The following is a 15790-nucleotide window of genomic DNA, read 5'->3' on the forward strand; positions in this document are numbered from 1 at the left end:
ATTCATTCACTTACCATGCCAGACCATTTTCCCCAAAATGGCGTGTAACTAAAGGGGCAAAAGAGCGATAGATGAATTTTTTACCGAGTGTAGGTCATTCTTACCTAGTTTTATCTACCTGGCTCTTTTCCTGAAATTGACCCATTAAGGAGGTTATGGAGGTATCATTTTAACTAGCCCCAAAGTTTCTTAGAAGGAACTTGGCAAGTGAAAAAAGAACTATAGCAATTTCAATTCATGCATTGCAATAATGTAAGTATCTATCCGATCCTCCCTCTTAAAACTTTTCCGGTTCGTCTAGTCCTTGAATACTAAATTTTCTCTCTCGTTCTCAATCTTCGTATGAGAAAGGAGCGAACCTGGTTCTCGATGCCTTCAGACTGAAGACAAGGTACCGAAGGCGCCCCAAACTCAGATCGGGAGCGAGATTGGAAAAGCGGCTTTTCGGGATCTAAATCCACTTGATGCGCGGCCAAGCTCAGCATTACGCATTCTTTCTCTCGTTCAAATCATCGATCGGGAATGGCGTGAAATTCTCAAACTCCGACGCGCTTCAAAGTTGTATTTAACACAAATTCTCTTACATTTGCGCTATGTCAGAATCGCGTTTCTCAAAATTTTTTGCCGATAGGCAGCAGGCGTTGGTAATTTTTTCGGCGGTTGCGGGAATTGCTGTCGTCCACACTCCCGCGCAATTCGTAGAGGATTGGCTCCTCCGGCTCCCGCCCCCCCTCAACCTCGCGTTAGTGCAAACTCCGCAATTTGCGTATGCGGTCAACGCAGTGCGCGGGACATTTTTTCTCTTTGCGAGCGGAATTCTTCTCTATTTTTTTGCCATGCCGGTTGTGGATTTTTTTTCTTCTGCCAATCCGGAACTCGACTTCGGTAAAATTCTGAAAAACACCGCGGTCGTCTTCATTTGCTGCGGAGCGCTTGTCATTCCCGCCAAACTTGGGATCATGGGAGTCGGTTACGGGGAGATGAGCAAGGATCCATTCCACTTCCTCGATGCAAGCGATCAGATCTACCAGCGGCTCCTGATGCCGGCAGCCGCATTTTTTTTCCAGCTAAGGGGCCCTCTCCTCTACCACTTGTTCAGCCTCTCCTTGACCTTTTGCCTCATCTTTTTCACGCTCCTTTTTTTTGAGGTCCAAGGCATAAGGACATCCCTCCTTGAGAGGATCTCGATCGCCACGACGACGTTTATCATCACTCAGTTTCAATCCCCCGGCTATACGGAGCAGCTTGCATTATTGATCGTGCTCATTGTCGTCATCGTTCCGATGGGGGCGCTCCCAAAAATTGCTGCGGTCACCCTGGCGTTGTTCGCCCACGAGGTCAGCGCGCTCCTGTTCATCGTTCTGGCGCTCGTGAGTTTCACAAAGGGGGAGAGGCTGTGGGTCGGTACGGTGCTTGTCGTTTACATTTCTTTTTGGCTGATGAGTTTCGGTTTCAACGTCAGCGCCCTGAGCGGTGTGAGATCGGTCGGAGGCTTCTCCGGCTTCGCATGGCTGAATCGGCACCCGCTTCGGGAAGTCGGCGGAATCGCGGTCTCATACAAGCTGCTGTGGGTTGTGTTCGCGGCGGCGCTTATTTTTAAGGGACGTGAAGCGAAGCGGCTGCTGTTGTTCCTCCTGCCGGGAATCGTCGCAACAGTCTTCGGCGTCGACACGTCGCGGCTGATGGCATTCTCTTTTTTAGCGATCCTGTTCGCCTTGATGTACGTAAAACGGCACGCTCTCTTCTCTGAAAGAGTCCTTCAGCTTCTGTTGGGTCTCAACCTTTGTCTGCCATCGGTCTATATCGGGCTGAATTCCGGACTTGTGTACTTTGACGGACTGTATCAATTGATCTACCGGGGGTACCTTTTCAAATGAAAACGGCCATGCCTTTGTCAACTCGCGCGGCGATTTTCGCCATCCTGGCGGCCGCATGCGTCGTTTTTCTTCCGTCGATCGGATATCAATTTACGAACTGGGACGACGATATTTATGTCGTCAATAATCCGGCAATTCGCCAGCTTTCGCCCGGATCCGTTGCCCTTCTGTTCCGCCCGACCGCCGAATACATGTATCATCCGTTGACGATGGTTACATACAGCATCGATTGGCAGGCGGGAGGGGGAACGGCATGGACGTTTCATGCAACAAACATCCTGCTTCACCTTTTGAATGTCGTCCTTGTTTTTTTCCTCCTGAAAAAGCTTTCGATGCCGGATGGAATGGCGATATTTATCACCGCAGTTTTCGCTCTTCACCCGCTGCAGGTGGAATCGGTGGCATGGATCTCCGCCAGGAAAGAGCTGCTGTACGCATTCTTCTATCTCGCATCGCTGGCGGCCTATCTTCGATCGACGGAGAAAAAAAGTCCGTGGTTCTACGCGACCGCGCTTTTCCTTTTCGCATGTGCATTGTTCTCGAAACCGACGGCCGTCACACTGCCGGCAGCCATCATTTTGATAGAGCTCTGGAAGTCAAAGAAAGTCGGCGCGAGATCGCTCTATAAGCTGATCCCGTTTCTCATCGGTACCGCGGCATACTCTCTGTTCTTTTTGAAGAGTCAAAGCAACGGGGCTCTCCCGCCGCTGAAGTATTATTCATTGTTCCAGCAGTTGCTGCTCTTCTTCTATCAAGTTGCTTTTTACATCGTGAAAGCAGTCTTCCCTGTTAACCTATCGTCGTGCTATGCCTACCCTCAGCTTGCCGGTCATGGACTGCCGTGGACCTATTATGCGGCTCCGTTTCTCCTTGCGCTTGTTGTCATCCCTCTCTGGCTTTTAAGGAAGCGGCCGGTCGATCTTTTTGCCGGATTGATATTTTATGTTGTCGCGCTCTCCCCCGTCCTGCAAGTGATCCCCTTCAACAACGCGTCGCTTGTCGCCGACCGGTATTGCTACCTTCCGATTCTCGGGATCGCGCTGTTCCTTTACCAGCTCTTCGAGCTAGTTGAATCGCGCATTTCCGTCCATGCGCCGGAAACACCGATCCCGAAGGCCTTGCCGGAAGCGGTCTTTGTCTTGTGCCTCTTCGTTATTTCCCTGGGGAGGGTCGGGGTCTGGAAGAACAGCGTCACGCTTTTTGACGACGTCATCGAAAAGAACGACCGCATCAATATCGCGTACGGAAACAGGGCAAATGCGAGAATTCAAGCGGGGAATTTTGCGGGAGCTTTGGAGGATTGTGTTAAGCTTCTTGGGCTCGACCCGGGAAATGCGAAAGCTTTCTATAACAAAGGGAACGCCGAAAGCGGATTGGAACGCTACCGGGAAGCGGTCAATGATTATTCGCGCTCGATCGCGCTGGGGTACCTCCCCGCATCCGTGTTCTATAACCGGGGAACGGCGTACTATCACTTAGGTTTCGTCGACAGCGCTCTTGCCGACTACCGGTTGTCCCACACCCGTGAAGACCGCTTTGCTGACGCGCCGTACAGCATCGGCTATATCATTTTGCACGACCGCAAAGATCCGCTTGCCTCATTGAGTTACTTCGACGCCGCGTTAGCGATCAACCCGGACCACACCGAAGCGATGTACCAAAAAGCAATCGCGGAGTACAGCCTCCGGCTGTTGGTATCGGCGATGTCCGACCTCGCTGCGGCGGTCGGAAAGCAGCCGGAGCTCAAAAGCGATTCGATGGTGACCCGAATAAATTCCTCGATCGACAGCGTCAATGTCACCGCCGCACGACTGACCGAATTGATAGACAAGGCTCCTGGAAAGGTCCAATATCTGGAAATGCGGCGGGCATTATTCATCACCCTTGGAGATTCGACGAGGGCCTCGCTCGACCAAAAGATCGCCGCGCAGTATTCATCTAAGCACGCTCGACCGTGAACAAAAAAACTCTTAGCCTTGCGATAGCATATCTTCTGGTCACCGTTTCCATCGTGACCTTTTACCCGGTGCTGTTCAATAACATCATCAACTGGAACGACGGAGGACTGTTCGATGCCGTGGCTGCGGCAACCAAGGGGAAAGCCGGGTTCTTCGCGCAGAGAGGGTATCTTCCGGTGGTGCTTGCCCTGACCGCGTTTCAGAGGAGCTTCAGCGAATACGGTTATTTCCTTTTTCATGCCATGAGCATGGTCGTTCACGCCGCCAACGCCGTGCTTCTCTTCTTCATTGTGCGCAGGCTGGTACACTCCGACCGGATATCGTTGATCGCGGGCATCCTATTTGCCGTGCATCCGATGCAGGTGGAAACGGTCGCGTGGTTGAGCACACAGTCGATCGTATTCTCGACTTTCTTCTTTTTGCTCACGTGTCTTAGCTATCTCCGGCTCCAAGAACAAAAAAATGTCCTCAACTGGTCTGCCGTCATCCTTGTCACGATCCTCTTTTATCTTCTCGGAGCGCCGTCGCTCGGCCTGATCTTTGTGCTGTTGGGGTTGGATCTTCTCCATGATCGAACGATCACTGTTGCGCGCGTGCAACAAAAATCAGTCTTTGTCCTCATTTGGGCAGCCGCATTTCTTTTTTCCGCCGTCAGGATTGAGGAGATCAATTTTCTCGCCCGCCTTGCTGCCGATTCCGTCGCGATGTTCAGGCTCGGAATTGTTGAAGAGATGCTCAGAATCATCGCGCCGTTCCACGCTCCTCTTGTCAGGAGCGCAGCGGAGATAGAACAATCATCCTTGGTGTACGGCGAATCGGTATTCCCGTTCATTCTTCTCACCATAGGAGTGCTTCTCTTTTGGAATAAGCGGCGGACTCCTCTCCTATTTTACGGCTTTGCATTCTCCGTCATCATGAGTCTTGCAGTTTTTACCGGCCGCTCTGATGGAGCATGGGCGCTGTCCGACCATTCGTTCTACCTGTCGTCGGCGGGATTTTTCGTGATGATCGCGTGGTTCGCCGATACCGGACTCTCGAAGCTGGAACAACGGCGGACGGCATTGTGGGGGGCTTATGCGGCCTGCATTTGCCTAGTGGTACTGCTCATTTATAGCGGACGAACCCGATGTGAATATTGGAGAGAGAGCATTCCCTTTTGGGATGAAGCACATGCGGAAAATCCCGGCAGCGCGTTCATCCTGACGCAAAGGGGATTATATTACCATTCCAGGTTTGCGCTCAGAAAGTCGTTAACGGATCTCAGCAGCGCAGTGGAATTGGCGCCCGACAACGAGGAGATCTACCTTGACCGCGGTCGGGTGTATCTTGATGCCCGCGAGATCGACTCTGCCGCGAACGATTTCCGGCGTGCGGCAGCGCTTCAACCGGCCGACCCTGCGGCAAAGTTTTATCTCGGACGCGCCATGGTGAACGGCGGAAAATTCGACAGCGCCATCGTTGTTCTCTCTGAAGCTTTGAAGGAACGGCCGTCGTTTCCAGAGGCACTCGACAGCCGGGCAAACGCCTACGGCAACGTTCGAAACTACGTCCTGGCGTTCGCCGACTACCGCCGGGCGTTGGAATTGAATCCCCGCTACGCCGAAGCGTACGGCGACCGGGCATTTGCGTTCATGCAGACGGGGAATTTTCAGAAGGCGTTGACGGATTTTGGGGAACAGATCGGGCTGACACCGTACCGGCTCGACGCGAAAATTCACAGGGCGTTTACCGAGCTGCTGGTCGGCGATACAACTTCCGCATTGTCGGATTTTCGTTCGGCGCTTAACGCGGACTCTTCAAACGGCAAGCTCTACCTTCTCGGCGTCTCAAAAGTCTTCCTTCGATCAGAAAAAGAGACTCAGGCGGGCCAGCGGCTCTTTCACAGGCTCGGCATCCAGTAAGGGACCCCAAGCCGCACCCGTGCCTTCCCGAAACATGACCTTTCGACATCCAGCGGCTATTTCATCAAGACCATCTTCTTGACATCGAAGAAGGTCCCCGCTCGGAGCATGCAGAAATACACCCCGCTCGCGGAAGTTGCAGCATTCCACGTCGCGGTATACGTTCCCGCTGTCTGTTCTTCGTTGACGAGTGCGGCGACCTTTTTGCCAAGGATGTCAAAAACCGTCAACGACACCATCCCTCTGAAATTTTGCGGAAGCGTATAGTGAATCTGGGTCGAGGGGTTGAACGGATTGGGATAGTTTTGTTCAAGCGAAAAATTTCTGGGCACCGATGCAGTAACTTCCTTGACGGCCAGGACCGAACCCATTGACCCGGTTGCATCGATCTTCCCATACCCCCACTGGCTGCTGACTGAACCGCCGGTGAACACATCCTTACGCGCGGTGGATGTCATCGCATTCTTGATTTGATCCGAAGTGTACCCCGGCTTTGCCTGCAGAAGAAGCGCTGCCACTCCTGCGACGTGAGGCGTCGCCATGCTCGTCCCTTGCAGCACAACATGTTCACCGTCGGGATCGATCAAGGCGGTGTCCGGTGACGAATCTTTCGACAATGCGGAGACGATCACCTCTCCCGGACCGCAGATCTCAGGCTTCTGCCTTCCGTCCCTTGTCGGTCCCATGCTGCTGAACGCGGAATACTGACCGATAAGAGTATCTTCCCCGACAAACGAGTAGGTGTGCCCGTCAATAGAGGGCCACTTGAATTTTGTGATGTATGAGCCGACGGTGATCGCCTTCTTCGATGTCCCGGGCGAGCCGACAAGTTTCCGAAACGAATAGCCGGTGGTCAAGAGGGGTGTTGCGCCGTTCGACGTTGAAAGCTGAGAATCGCTGAGCCACAGGTCGTACTCCCCCCCTCCCTGGCCGATCGATACGGCGGATACTTTTATCTGCCATGTGCCGGCCCGTGGAGGTTTGGTCGGAGAAGAATCATAAATGAAGATGACGCATTCGTTGAGCTGGTTCAAGGGACTGACGCCGTTAGATGCGTTGTCGATTTCCACCGCTCCGTCGTTCGTGGAGGTCTGAACCGTCGTGAGATTCCCCGAGATCGCCGAAACGACTGCGCCGTTAGGGCTGGTCACCGTTACCGTCAACTGATCTTGACTCTGGTACCATAGATCAAATTCGACGTAGTCATTGTCCGTGGCGCCTGACGCAGTATACGCCGGAATCGAGAATTGATACGTTGCGGTGCCTCCCTGCGTGAGCGTGGTGTCGGCGTGGATCTGGTCCGTCCCTTCGTTGCCGGCCGCAACAACGACCGCCCGTCCCGGTTTGGCAAGTTCCTGATCGATATCGGTCTCCATGGCGTCGGTCCCGTCGTGTGCGCCGCTCTGTGAACCAAGGCTCAAATTGATGACGAACGGTTTCCCCGCTGCTTCCGCTTTTTGGCGGATATAGGTGATGCCGTCGATGATGTCCGCATCATTAAAAGTCGTCTTGACGAAAATAATATCAGCGTTCGGCGCCACCCCCTTATATTTGCCGCCGTTCGAAGAACCATCCCCAGCCGCGATCCCCGCGACGTGCGTCCCATGTCCGTCGGTGTCCTTCTCTTTCACAACGTGGGGGGGAGAAGCACCGAGCTCGGCGCTGATCTGCGCTTGCGAATATTCGGTCCCTTTGGTAAAGCCCGCGGGAGCGCCCCCCGACCCCGTCTGATCCCACATCCACAAAATCCTCGACTGGGTCGCGTCGCTATCGGCCCGAAAATCAAGGTGTGTCCAGTCGATGCCGGTATCGACAAACCCTACGATGACATTCTTGCCCGTGTACGATGTCCCGTTATAGGATCCGTTTTGAAGCTTATCGGCATGTATTTCGGGAACACTCTTGTCGAGAGCCGGTTTGTATCTCCTGGCCAGCGCAATGTATTCGACGCTCCCGAGGACCGAAAGCTTTCCGATCTGGTCCGCTGTCGCATCAGCGGTAAAAAAATTTGATGTCACCGTCCTCGGCTGAACACCCGTGAGGATCGCTTCCTGAACGTTGCTCGAATAGACGATGATATTGTATTTACCGCCGGCCTTATCGGCCGCAGCCCCCGGCGGAAGGAATTTTCCAAGCACGCCGAAAGAGGAACTATGCTCGACGATCGCGCGGAGACGGCTGTCGAGCTTGCCGAAAACGGCCGGTTGGCTGCTGCTTTGAGCCGGAGACAAAGAGAAACAGCAAAGGAAGATAACGACGGCGGAAGGTATGCGCTTCATAAGTTTCCTTCATGTTGTTCCGATGGATGATATTGCCTGGGCAGGTCGATAAACTCAACTTGTTCGAGAACGCACAATCTTCGAATTTCCTCCGCCGTCAGTGACCCTGTCGCAACCATTTTCGAATCGATGACCACAGCGGGAACCGAGTTCTTCACACCGGTAGAATCGCTCAGCCTGATCACTACCCGATAGCGTACGTCTTCCGCGGCCGGTTCCTTCATTCCGTCCAACAAACGGCGGGAGATCTTGTGCACGCAAAGGTCGGGCACTCCTGCGGGGCGGCACCCCGGAACGATCAATGCGATCAGGATGAAGAACGGTGCTGCCCGGAATATGTCGTGAATGCGAACGATGGCTGATTATTTTAGGGTCTTGAATATGCGGAGGGAAAAAAACTATTCCTCATAACGCTGCTGTTCATTCTATGCCGGAAGATGCGCACAATTCAATGCACGAATTGTGACTCGCAGCACCCGGCATGCAAACGCGGCGGCTCCATCGAACCGCGTCATGACAGCATCCTCAAATCGCTTCTTCGCCCGATTCTTCCGTCCGGATGCGGATGGCTTCGTCGATCGAAGTAACAAAGATCTTCCCATCACCGACTTGACCGGTTTTTGCGACCTTGAGAATCGTTTCGATCACCTTATTGGCAAAGTCGCTGGAGACAACAACTTCAATCTTGATCTTGGGAAGGAAATCGATCTGATACTCCGACCCCCGGTAAATTTCCGCATGTCCCTTCTGTCTGCCGTACCCCTTCACCTCCGTCAATGTCATCCCACGCACGCCGATCTCCGACAACGCTTCGCGGACATCGTCGAGCTTAAAGGGGCGGATAATGGCTTCAATTTTTTTCATATTCTTTCGGGCAAGTGATTCGTGATTGAGAGCTGGTTCTAGGCTGCTACTTTCCGTGGCAGTTCTTGTATTTTTTCCCGCTGCCGCATGGGCACGGGTCGTTTCTGCCGATCTTTTCTCCGGCATGAAGCTGCTGAACTTTGGGGGCGGACGGCTGGGGAGGAGTACCACGCGTATTCTCGTTTCCTTCTACCGGTTCGCGGTTGGCGTGGAATCCAAGCCCCGTCGCAGCGTCATGGGTCATGGTCAATTGTCCGCGATGCACTGGGCGGCGCGATTGCGGCAGCGGGAGCTGTTCCGTCCTTTCCGGGAACAGCTTGAAGACGAGGTTCAGCGCTTCGCGGTTGATCATGCCGATCATCTCGATGAACATGTTGAACGCTTCCCCTTTGTATTCCAGGATCGGATCTTTTTGCCCGTACGCGCGAAGGTGGATCCCCTCTTTGAGGTCATCCATCTCACGCAAATGTTCCTTCCATCGGACGTCGATCACCTGCAGCATTGCGAGCCGTTCAACGTTCCCCATAATTTCAGCGCCGATCTTCTCCTCTTTCCGCCGATAAAACTCCGAAGCGCATTTCACGGCTTCCGCCTTTACGCCGTCTTTCCCGAGGGTTTGAAATTCTTCAGGAGTCATAGGGAGGTCGACAAGCAGGTTCACCCGCAGCGCATCCTTCAGCTGCGCGAGGTTGCCTTGATCGTAATGTTCTTCGACGAGCTCATCGATAAAGTCGCCGAGCATCGAGAAGATGTCGTCCTTCAGTCGTTCGCCGAGCAAGGCGTGACGCCGTTTGGCGTAGATCACCTCGCGCTGCTGGTTCATTACGTTGTCGTATTCGAGCAGCCTCTTTCGGATGCCAAAGTTGTTCTCCTCGACCTTCTTCTGCGCCCGCTCGATCGACTTCGTGATCATGCTGTGCTGGATCACTTCCCCTTCCTGCAGCCCCATCCGCTCCATGATGCCGGCGATGCGTTCGCTGCCGAACAGACGGAGGAGGTCGTCTTCCAGCGAAAGGAAGAATTTTGATGAACCGGGGTCGCCTTGCCGTCCCGACCGGCCGCGGAGCTGGCGGTCGATGCGGCGCGCCTCGTGGCGTTCGGTTCCGACGATATGCAGCCCGCCGACCTCGCGGACGCCCGGTCCGAGTTTGATGTCGGTTCCGCGTCCCGCCATGTTCGTCGCGATGGTGACGGCGCCGGGAAGTCCGGCGTTCTGCACAATTTCTGCTTCACGCTGGTGCTGCTTTGCGTTCAACACGTTGTGGGGAACCCCCTTCCGCTTCAACATCCTGCTGATCGTCTCCGAGACCTCAACGCTCGTCGTTCCGACCAGCACCGGACGCCGCTTCTCCCGCATTTCCTCGATCTCCGCGATCACCGCGTTGTACTTTTCGCGCTTCGTCTTATACACGACATCCTCGAGATCCTCCCGGATCGCCTTGACATTCGTCGGAATGGAGACGACGTCGAGCTTGTAGATCTCGAAGAACTCGGCGGCCTCTGTCTCGGCCGTGCCGGTCATGCCGGCTAGCTTTTTGTAGAGGCGGAAATAATTCTGGAGGGTGACCGTGGCCATCGTCTGAGTATCGCGTTCGACCTTCACTCCCTCCTTCGCCTCGATCGCCTGATGCAGGCCGTCGGAGTACCGCCGTCCGTGCAACAGGCGTCCCGTGAATTCATCGACGATCATCACTTTTCCGTCGTCGGTCACCACATACTCGTCGTCCTTTTCATACAGCGAGTATGCCTTCAGGAGCTGGAGCACCGTATGAATGGTGTCGCTCCTTTCCGCGTACAGCTTGTTCGCTTCGTCCTTCTTGGCCTGCTTCTGCTCCGGGGTCAGCTCCTGATTGTTCTCGATAAGGCTCATCTCGGTCCCGATGTCGGGAATCACGAAGAACTCCGTGTCCGAATTTCCGGCCAGCAGCTCGCGCCCTTTTTCGGTCAGGTCGATAGAATGATTCTTTTCGTCGACCGCATAGTAGAGCTCGTCGTCGATCTCATGCATCCGCTTCGACTGCTCGGCCAGGTAGACCGATTCCGTCTGCTGCATCAGTTTCTTTGCGCCGCCGTCGGAAAAAATCTTGATCAGCTTTTTATTTTTCGGCGCGCCTCTGTTTGCCCGCAGAAGAAGAACCCCCGCTTCATCCTGCTTCTTTTCATCTTGCAGCAGCGACTCCGCTTCGTTCACTATTTTCGCGACGAGATTTCGCTGGGCGGTAACAAGCCGTTCGACCCGGGGCTTCATTTCGCCGAACTTCTGGTCGTCAACTTCCACCGGCCCGCTGATGATGAGAGGCGTTCTCGCTTCATCGATGAGGACGGAGTCAACCTCGTCGACGATGGCATAATAATGGCCGCGCTGGACCATGTCGTCCGGCGTCCCGACCATGTTGTCGCGGAGATAATCGAAGCCGAACTCGTTGTTCGTGCCGTAGGTGATATCCGCGGCATATTGCAGCCTCCGATGCGGAGGGTCTTGATTCTGGAGAATGCATCCGACCGTCAGCCCGTGGAATTCAAATATTTTTCCCATCCACTGGCTGTCGCGGAGCGCAAGGTAATCGTTAACGGTGACGAGGTGAACTCCCTTGCCAGCCAGCGCGTTCAAATACATCGGCAGCGTCGCAACGAGTGTTTTCCCTTCGCCGGTGGCCATCTCGGAAATTTTCCCCTGATGGAGGACAATGCCTCCGATCAGCTGTACGTCGAACGGCACCATGTCCCAGACAACTTTGTTGCCGGCGACTTCCCACATTTGCCCGACGAGACGCCTGCACGTATCCTTCACGACCGCAAAGGCCTCGGGGAGGATTTCGTCAAGGATCTCCTTCACGGTCTCGTTTAGCTCTTTTTCCTCTTCGTCGATCTCGTCATACACCTTTTCCCGTTCTTCGAACGGAATATCGGTTTTCAATCGCTCCCGCAGTTCCGCAAGATGAGCATTCCCCTCCGCGGTCTCATCCGCGATCCGCTTCTTAAACTCTGCGGTCTTTGCACGAAGTTCATCATCGGTCAGTGATTTATAGGACTCACAGTGACGATTAATTTCCTCGACAACCGGCAGAAGCTGCTGAACATCTTTCTCGTGCTTGCTGCCGAATATTTTTTTCAACACATCGAACATTCAAATTCCTCTACGAATATGCAGTCTCGCCACACTAATTCATCAAAATATAAGCATTTATTGAGAGAAGAGCAAAAAACGGAGGGCACGAGGCAGAACTCGCGAATCAGAGGGGGGATCAAAGAGGCTTGAATACGGAAAAGCATGAAGCCGCAAGAAGGCGTCCGGAAAACGGGCGCCTTCCTGCTTTGAACGGCATTGTCGCTACCGAAGAAGGACCATCTTCTTCGTCATGCTCATCGTTCCAGGCGCACCTGAAAGCGCGGACGCCTGCAGCCGATAAAAATACACGCCGCTCGCTACATTGTATCCGCCGTCGCTCTTCGCATCCCACACCAAAAGCTGCGGACCGGCTTGCTGAACCTCGTCGACGAGCGTCCGGACTCTTTGTCCCAAGATATTGTAGACCGTCAGAACCACTTTACTCGGCACCGAGAGCTCATAGCGGATCGTGGTCGTCGGGTTGAAAGGATTCGGATAGTTCTGCATCAAGTGGAAAACAAACGGCAGGGCCGCTTGTTTTACCGATGTCAAAACGGTCGGATTGAACGTCCAGAGGTCGCTGGACGACGGGGCGTGGTTTGCGATGATCTCGAATTCATCTCCGTCCGCGAATAAATTGGCCCCCCTCATCGTCGCGACGATCCACCACATCATCGGGGAATTATCATCCAAAATATCGGCCGGAATGAGCGGATTGTTGACGGTTGCGTTGTAGTTTGTCGCAAAAATAAATGCAAACTCGCGCGACGTTGTGGTTTCAATCCCCGAACTGGTCGACGGCGGATCGTACTTACCGTTTTCCCTTCCCCCCGCCGCATTGTTTTCCAGAAAGCCGACATCCAGCTGCTGATTGTTGTTGTCTTCGTCCAGTGCTACAAAAGGCACGGGCCGCCGGTCCTGATATGCATATCCCAGCGTCGCATTGACAATCGGCAGGAATGACGGGTCCGCCAGAACTGAGTTTGCATGCCGCACGAACCGATACGCCAAGGAGACATTGGGATCGCTCGGATTGACGATGTTGAAGCTCGAGTCAACCGTGGCAAATTTGATCAGCACGTCATGAAATTGATCTGGAGGAACAGTTGATGTCCCTGCGCCAAATGTTTTTCCCCAGTCCAAACCCATCCCGATCGCTCCGCCGGTCCCTGAAACATTGAACCCTTCAAGGGCGTAGTCGCCGGCATCGAGACTTGACCAATCCCTTTTGCCCGAGGGGATATTCCATCCCACTCCCTCCCCGCCGGAATTCATTCCCGGCAGCGTATCGATCGTTCCCCGAAGCAGCTTAAATCCATCAATGACCGGACTGGTGAACCCGAGCGAGTCCGGCAAATAATGATTTTGGATGAGGACCGTTCCGGTCGTGGAGTCGATGACGGTGTACCCGTGAACGGGTCCGGGGGCAATCGAATCGATCCCGCGAATCTCGTAAATGTGATTTTTCAATTTCGTAGAATCGACAATCCAGACCTTAAAGGACCCCTGAGCGCGGCCGGAAACATGAAGCAGGGGTGTAGTATACAATGCATAACTGAGCTGCCTGACAGGAAAAACAAGCGTGTCGGTCCATTGGTTATAGAGCGAATCACTGATGGTGAGTACAAGCGTTATTGTCGAATCGGTGTCGCCTCTCGGCACGTCAAACGCCAGGTACGTGGCCGGATTATTCTGGTCGTACGAGAGCGAGAAGGTCGCAGTCGCCCCCAACGCTGCAAGGCTGAGATATTGCTCCGGCGCCCCGGGTGATTGATGGATCTTCAGGTTTGAAAAAGCGAACGAGGAGTTGTTTTTCAGGTCGAAGGTGTATCTCACCGTCTCGCCCGGATTTGGAATGCCGTCTTCATTGACGTTATCGGACGCGACAGAATATCCGGAAACAGTCAGCGATGTTGTCGAGATGTTGTTGAGTGTTTGCATCCACGTAATAATCCGTCCGTTCGGATAATGGACGACAACGTCAGCGGTAAGTCCGGTCGGCCGCTGCGGTATCTGTACTGACTGCCCGAAAACGAAATCGCCGGAGCCGCCGTCGCTATGCAATCCGTCGTCAAGAAGCGGAACGCTGGCAACCAGCGAATCACCGTATGTTTTCAGATTGATTGTGACGCCTAAGGCATTCAAGGTCCGTGCATCTGCCCTGAAAGAAACAATCGCGTTCGACCCGGTGTCCTTTACCGAAAAACTTACCTGAGGCAACCCCTTGAACGTAAGACCAAATTCCTGGGCAACAATTTTCTCATTCGCCTTCAATGCGGCGATGCTTGACAAGTAATCTGCTCCCAGGCCGGCAATCGCCGAAACGACAACTTCCTGAGTATCTCCGGCAGCCATCGTAAATGGTCCGGAACAAAGAGCCATTCGAATGTCGGCAGGAGGAGAGACAACTCCTGGTCCGCTTATAAATGTGGGGCCAGTACCGGTCACAGGATCTCCTGGATAACAGAATCTTCCGCCGTTTGTAACAGTTGAAGGAAATGATGCACCGGTAGTGCCTACCAATCCTCTCATTAGATTATACCACATGGTGGCGCCGTTTGGACCACTTGAACCAAGCTGCGGGTCATCAAAAGTGGCATTCCCGTTAAGGAAGAAGTCGAAAGCCGTCATCGGCAAAGTCTTATAGCCCGCTATACGGAGACCGTCGATGATCGCAGTGTCTGTGGACAGCCCTTTTATTTTCGGCCCCTGAAGAAAATTAAAACCGACCGAAGGAGGGGGAAGTCCAAGACTCGCGAAACTCGCATCGCGGGGTTCGCCGTTGTAGGCATATCCCAGGCTAAGAACCGTATCGCAGCCGACCGCATCGTCTCCCATGAAACCAATGTCCGGGTCGGCCCATTGTGCAACGTACATTGAATCAAGCTCAACTCCGCTCTTGTTGATCAACTTATAGCTTTCAAAAATCGTATTGGCTAGCGCTCCGGGCTGCCGGTACGCCCAGATCGTTCGCTGCACCTCGAGGCCTATCGGGTTTGACGAATAGAGATTCACTGTCAGCGTCGGATTTGCGTCATTCATGACCATCCACTCGGTCTGGTCCGCGCCGGGATACCCCGGTATGTCGACGCCGGGGTCATACATGCCATTGTGGTTCAGATCTGTGTACGGCGCTCCCTGGTCCGCGGGCCATCGGTTCCAGTCGTTCCAGTATTGTTGAAGCAAATCGTTGGCGCTGGCACCCCCGAATCGGCCGATGTAACTGACTTCGCTGTTCTGTAGTAGCGCCGTCTCGAGGGCAATGGTATCTGCATTTGTGGTCGGCCTGATATCCGGCCGGACCCGATAGATTCTGTTTGCCGGGTCCGTGGGATCGGACGGCGTCGGTAACGCGCTTGCCGATCCATTGACCAGGATTCTTCCAGGTTGCAGGCCATGGTTGTACGTCGAACCGCCGCAAAAAAGTGCGCCGCTCTTGAACGCCGTCCACACAAGGCCGTCCTCAAAGACGCATGTCCCAACGTTCGAGCCGATCGGGAACTCGAACCCTTCGTCGCTCGCGAAGAACGGGTTAAATGAACCGTCCCCGTTATTTCCGTAGTAGTTGAAGATGTTGTTAATGTCCATCGGCTGGTAGACATTACTGGTTGCCGTCTTGGCGAGCCGTGAGGCACTCTGTGCGCTTGCTGGCCGTTCCGCAAACAACGCTTGAGTGCCAATCAATACTATTGCGGCAACAAGGAGGAATTGCGCTCGGATAGTTTTCATAGGAAGCCCCTTTTTTTATATGTCGGTAAGAAAACGCTCCCAATCGTCAGGTGTGATGCGGTGAATGTACCCT

The 15790-nt window shown here is 53.9% G+C and carries 8 protein-coding genes; 3 read left to right on the forward strand and 5 right to left on the reverse strand.

Annotated features, from left to right (window positions below; genetic code table 11):
* Positions 1-593 precede the first annotated feature (593 nt).
* The 3 genes from VMF88_06030 to VMF88_06040 are packed head-to-tail and all read left to right on the forward strand — an operon-like array spanning position 594 to position 5736.
* The gene (locus VMF88_06030) at positions 594-1877 is read left to right on the forward strand and encodes a hypothetical protein (protein ID HTY10611.1); all 1284 of its coding nucleotides are present in this window, start codon (positions 594-596) and stop codon (positions 1875-1877) included.
* An 8-nt stretch (positions 1878-1885) separates the two neighbouring features.
* Positions 1886-3835 carry a tetratricopeptide repeat protein gene (locus VMF88_06035; GenBank protein ID HTY10612.1) on the forward strand — a complete coding sequence of 650 codons (1950 nt, stop codon included), beginning with the start codon at positions 1886-1888 and terminating at the stop codon, positions 3833-3835.
* Positions 3832-5736 (forward strand): tetratricopeptide repeat protein, encoded by a 1905-nt coding sequence (locus tag VMF88_06040; GenBank protein HTY10613.1) that lies wholly within the window; start codon positions 3832-3834, stop codon positions 5734-5736. Before VMF88_06035 ends, VMF88_06040 begins: the two co-directional genes overlap by 4 nt.
* Before the next feature lie 56 nt (positions 5737-5792).
* On the opposite strand, the gene VMF88_06045 is transcribed toward VMF88_06040, so the two are convergent.
* From VMF88_06045 to VMF88_06065, 5 genes are all read right to left on the reverse strand, one after another.
* The gene (locus VMF88_06045) at positions 5793-8015 is read right to left on the reverse strand and encodes a S8 family serine peptidase (protein HTY10614.1); all 2223 of its coding nucleotides are present in this window, start codon (positions 8013-8015) and stop codon (positions 5793-5795) included.
* The gene (locus tag VMF88_06050) at positions 8012-8272 is read right to left on the reverse strand and encodes a hypothetical protein (GenBank protein HTY10615.1); all 261 of its coding nucleotides are present in this window, start codon (positions 8270-8272) and stop codon (positions 8012-8014) included. Before VMF88_06050 ends, VMF88_06045 begins: the two co-directional genes overlap by 4 nt.
* 268 nt (positions 8273-8540) lie before the next feature.
* On the reverse strand, positions 8541-8879 hold the full coding sequence (locus VMF88_06055) for a P-II family nitrogen regulator (protein ID HTY10616.1): 339 nt from the start codon (positions 8877-8879) through the stop codon (positions 8541-8543).
* A 46-nt stretch (positions 8880-8925) separates the two neighbouring features.
* Positions 8926-12006: a preprotein translocase subunit SecA gene (secA, locus tag VMF88_06060; GenBank protein HTY10617.1), complete on the reverse strand. Its 3081-nt coding sequence runs from the start codon at positions 12004-12006 to the stop codon at positions 8926-8928.
* A 204-nt stretch (positions 12007-12210) separates the two neighbouring features.
* Positions 12211-15717, reverse strand: a complete 3507-nt coding sequence (locus VMF88_06065) for a FlgD immunoglobulin-like domain containing protein (GenBank protein ID HTY10618.1) — start codon at positions 15715-15717, stop codon at positions 12211-12213.
* Positions 15718-15790: the final 73 nt, after the last annotated feature.

It is taken from the genome of Bacteroidota bacterium (assembly GCA_035506275.1).
Taxonomy (GTDB): domain Bacteria; phylum Bacteroidota; class Ignavibacteria; order UBA10030; family UBA8401; genus JAGVPT01.

Coding starts and splice junctions, on each gene's coding strand:
- VMF88_06065 (HTY10618.1), bottom strand. CDS start 15,717: ATGAAAACTATCCGAGCGCAATTCCTCCTTGTTGCCGCAATAGTATTG.
- VMF88_06045 (HTY10614.1), bottom strand. CDS start 8,015: ATGAAGCGCATACCTTCCGCCGTCGTTATCTTCCTTTGCTGTTTCTCT.
- VMF88_06055 (HTY10616.1), bottom strand. CDS start 8,879: ATGAAAAAAATTGAAGCCATTATCCGCCCCTTTAAGCTCGACGATGTC.
- VMF88_06035 (HTY10612.1), top strand. CDS start 1,886: ATGCCTTTGTCAACTCGCGCGGCGATTTTCGCCATCCTGGCGGCCGCA.
- VMF88_06030 (HTY10611.1), top strand. CDS start 594: ATGTCAGAATCGCGTTTCTCAAAATTTTTTGCCGATAGGCAGCAGGCG.
- secA (HTY10617.1), bottom strand. CDS start 12,006: ATGTTCGATGTGTTGAAAAAAATATTCGGCAGCAAGCACGAGAAAGAT.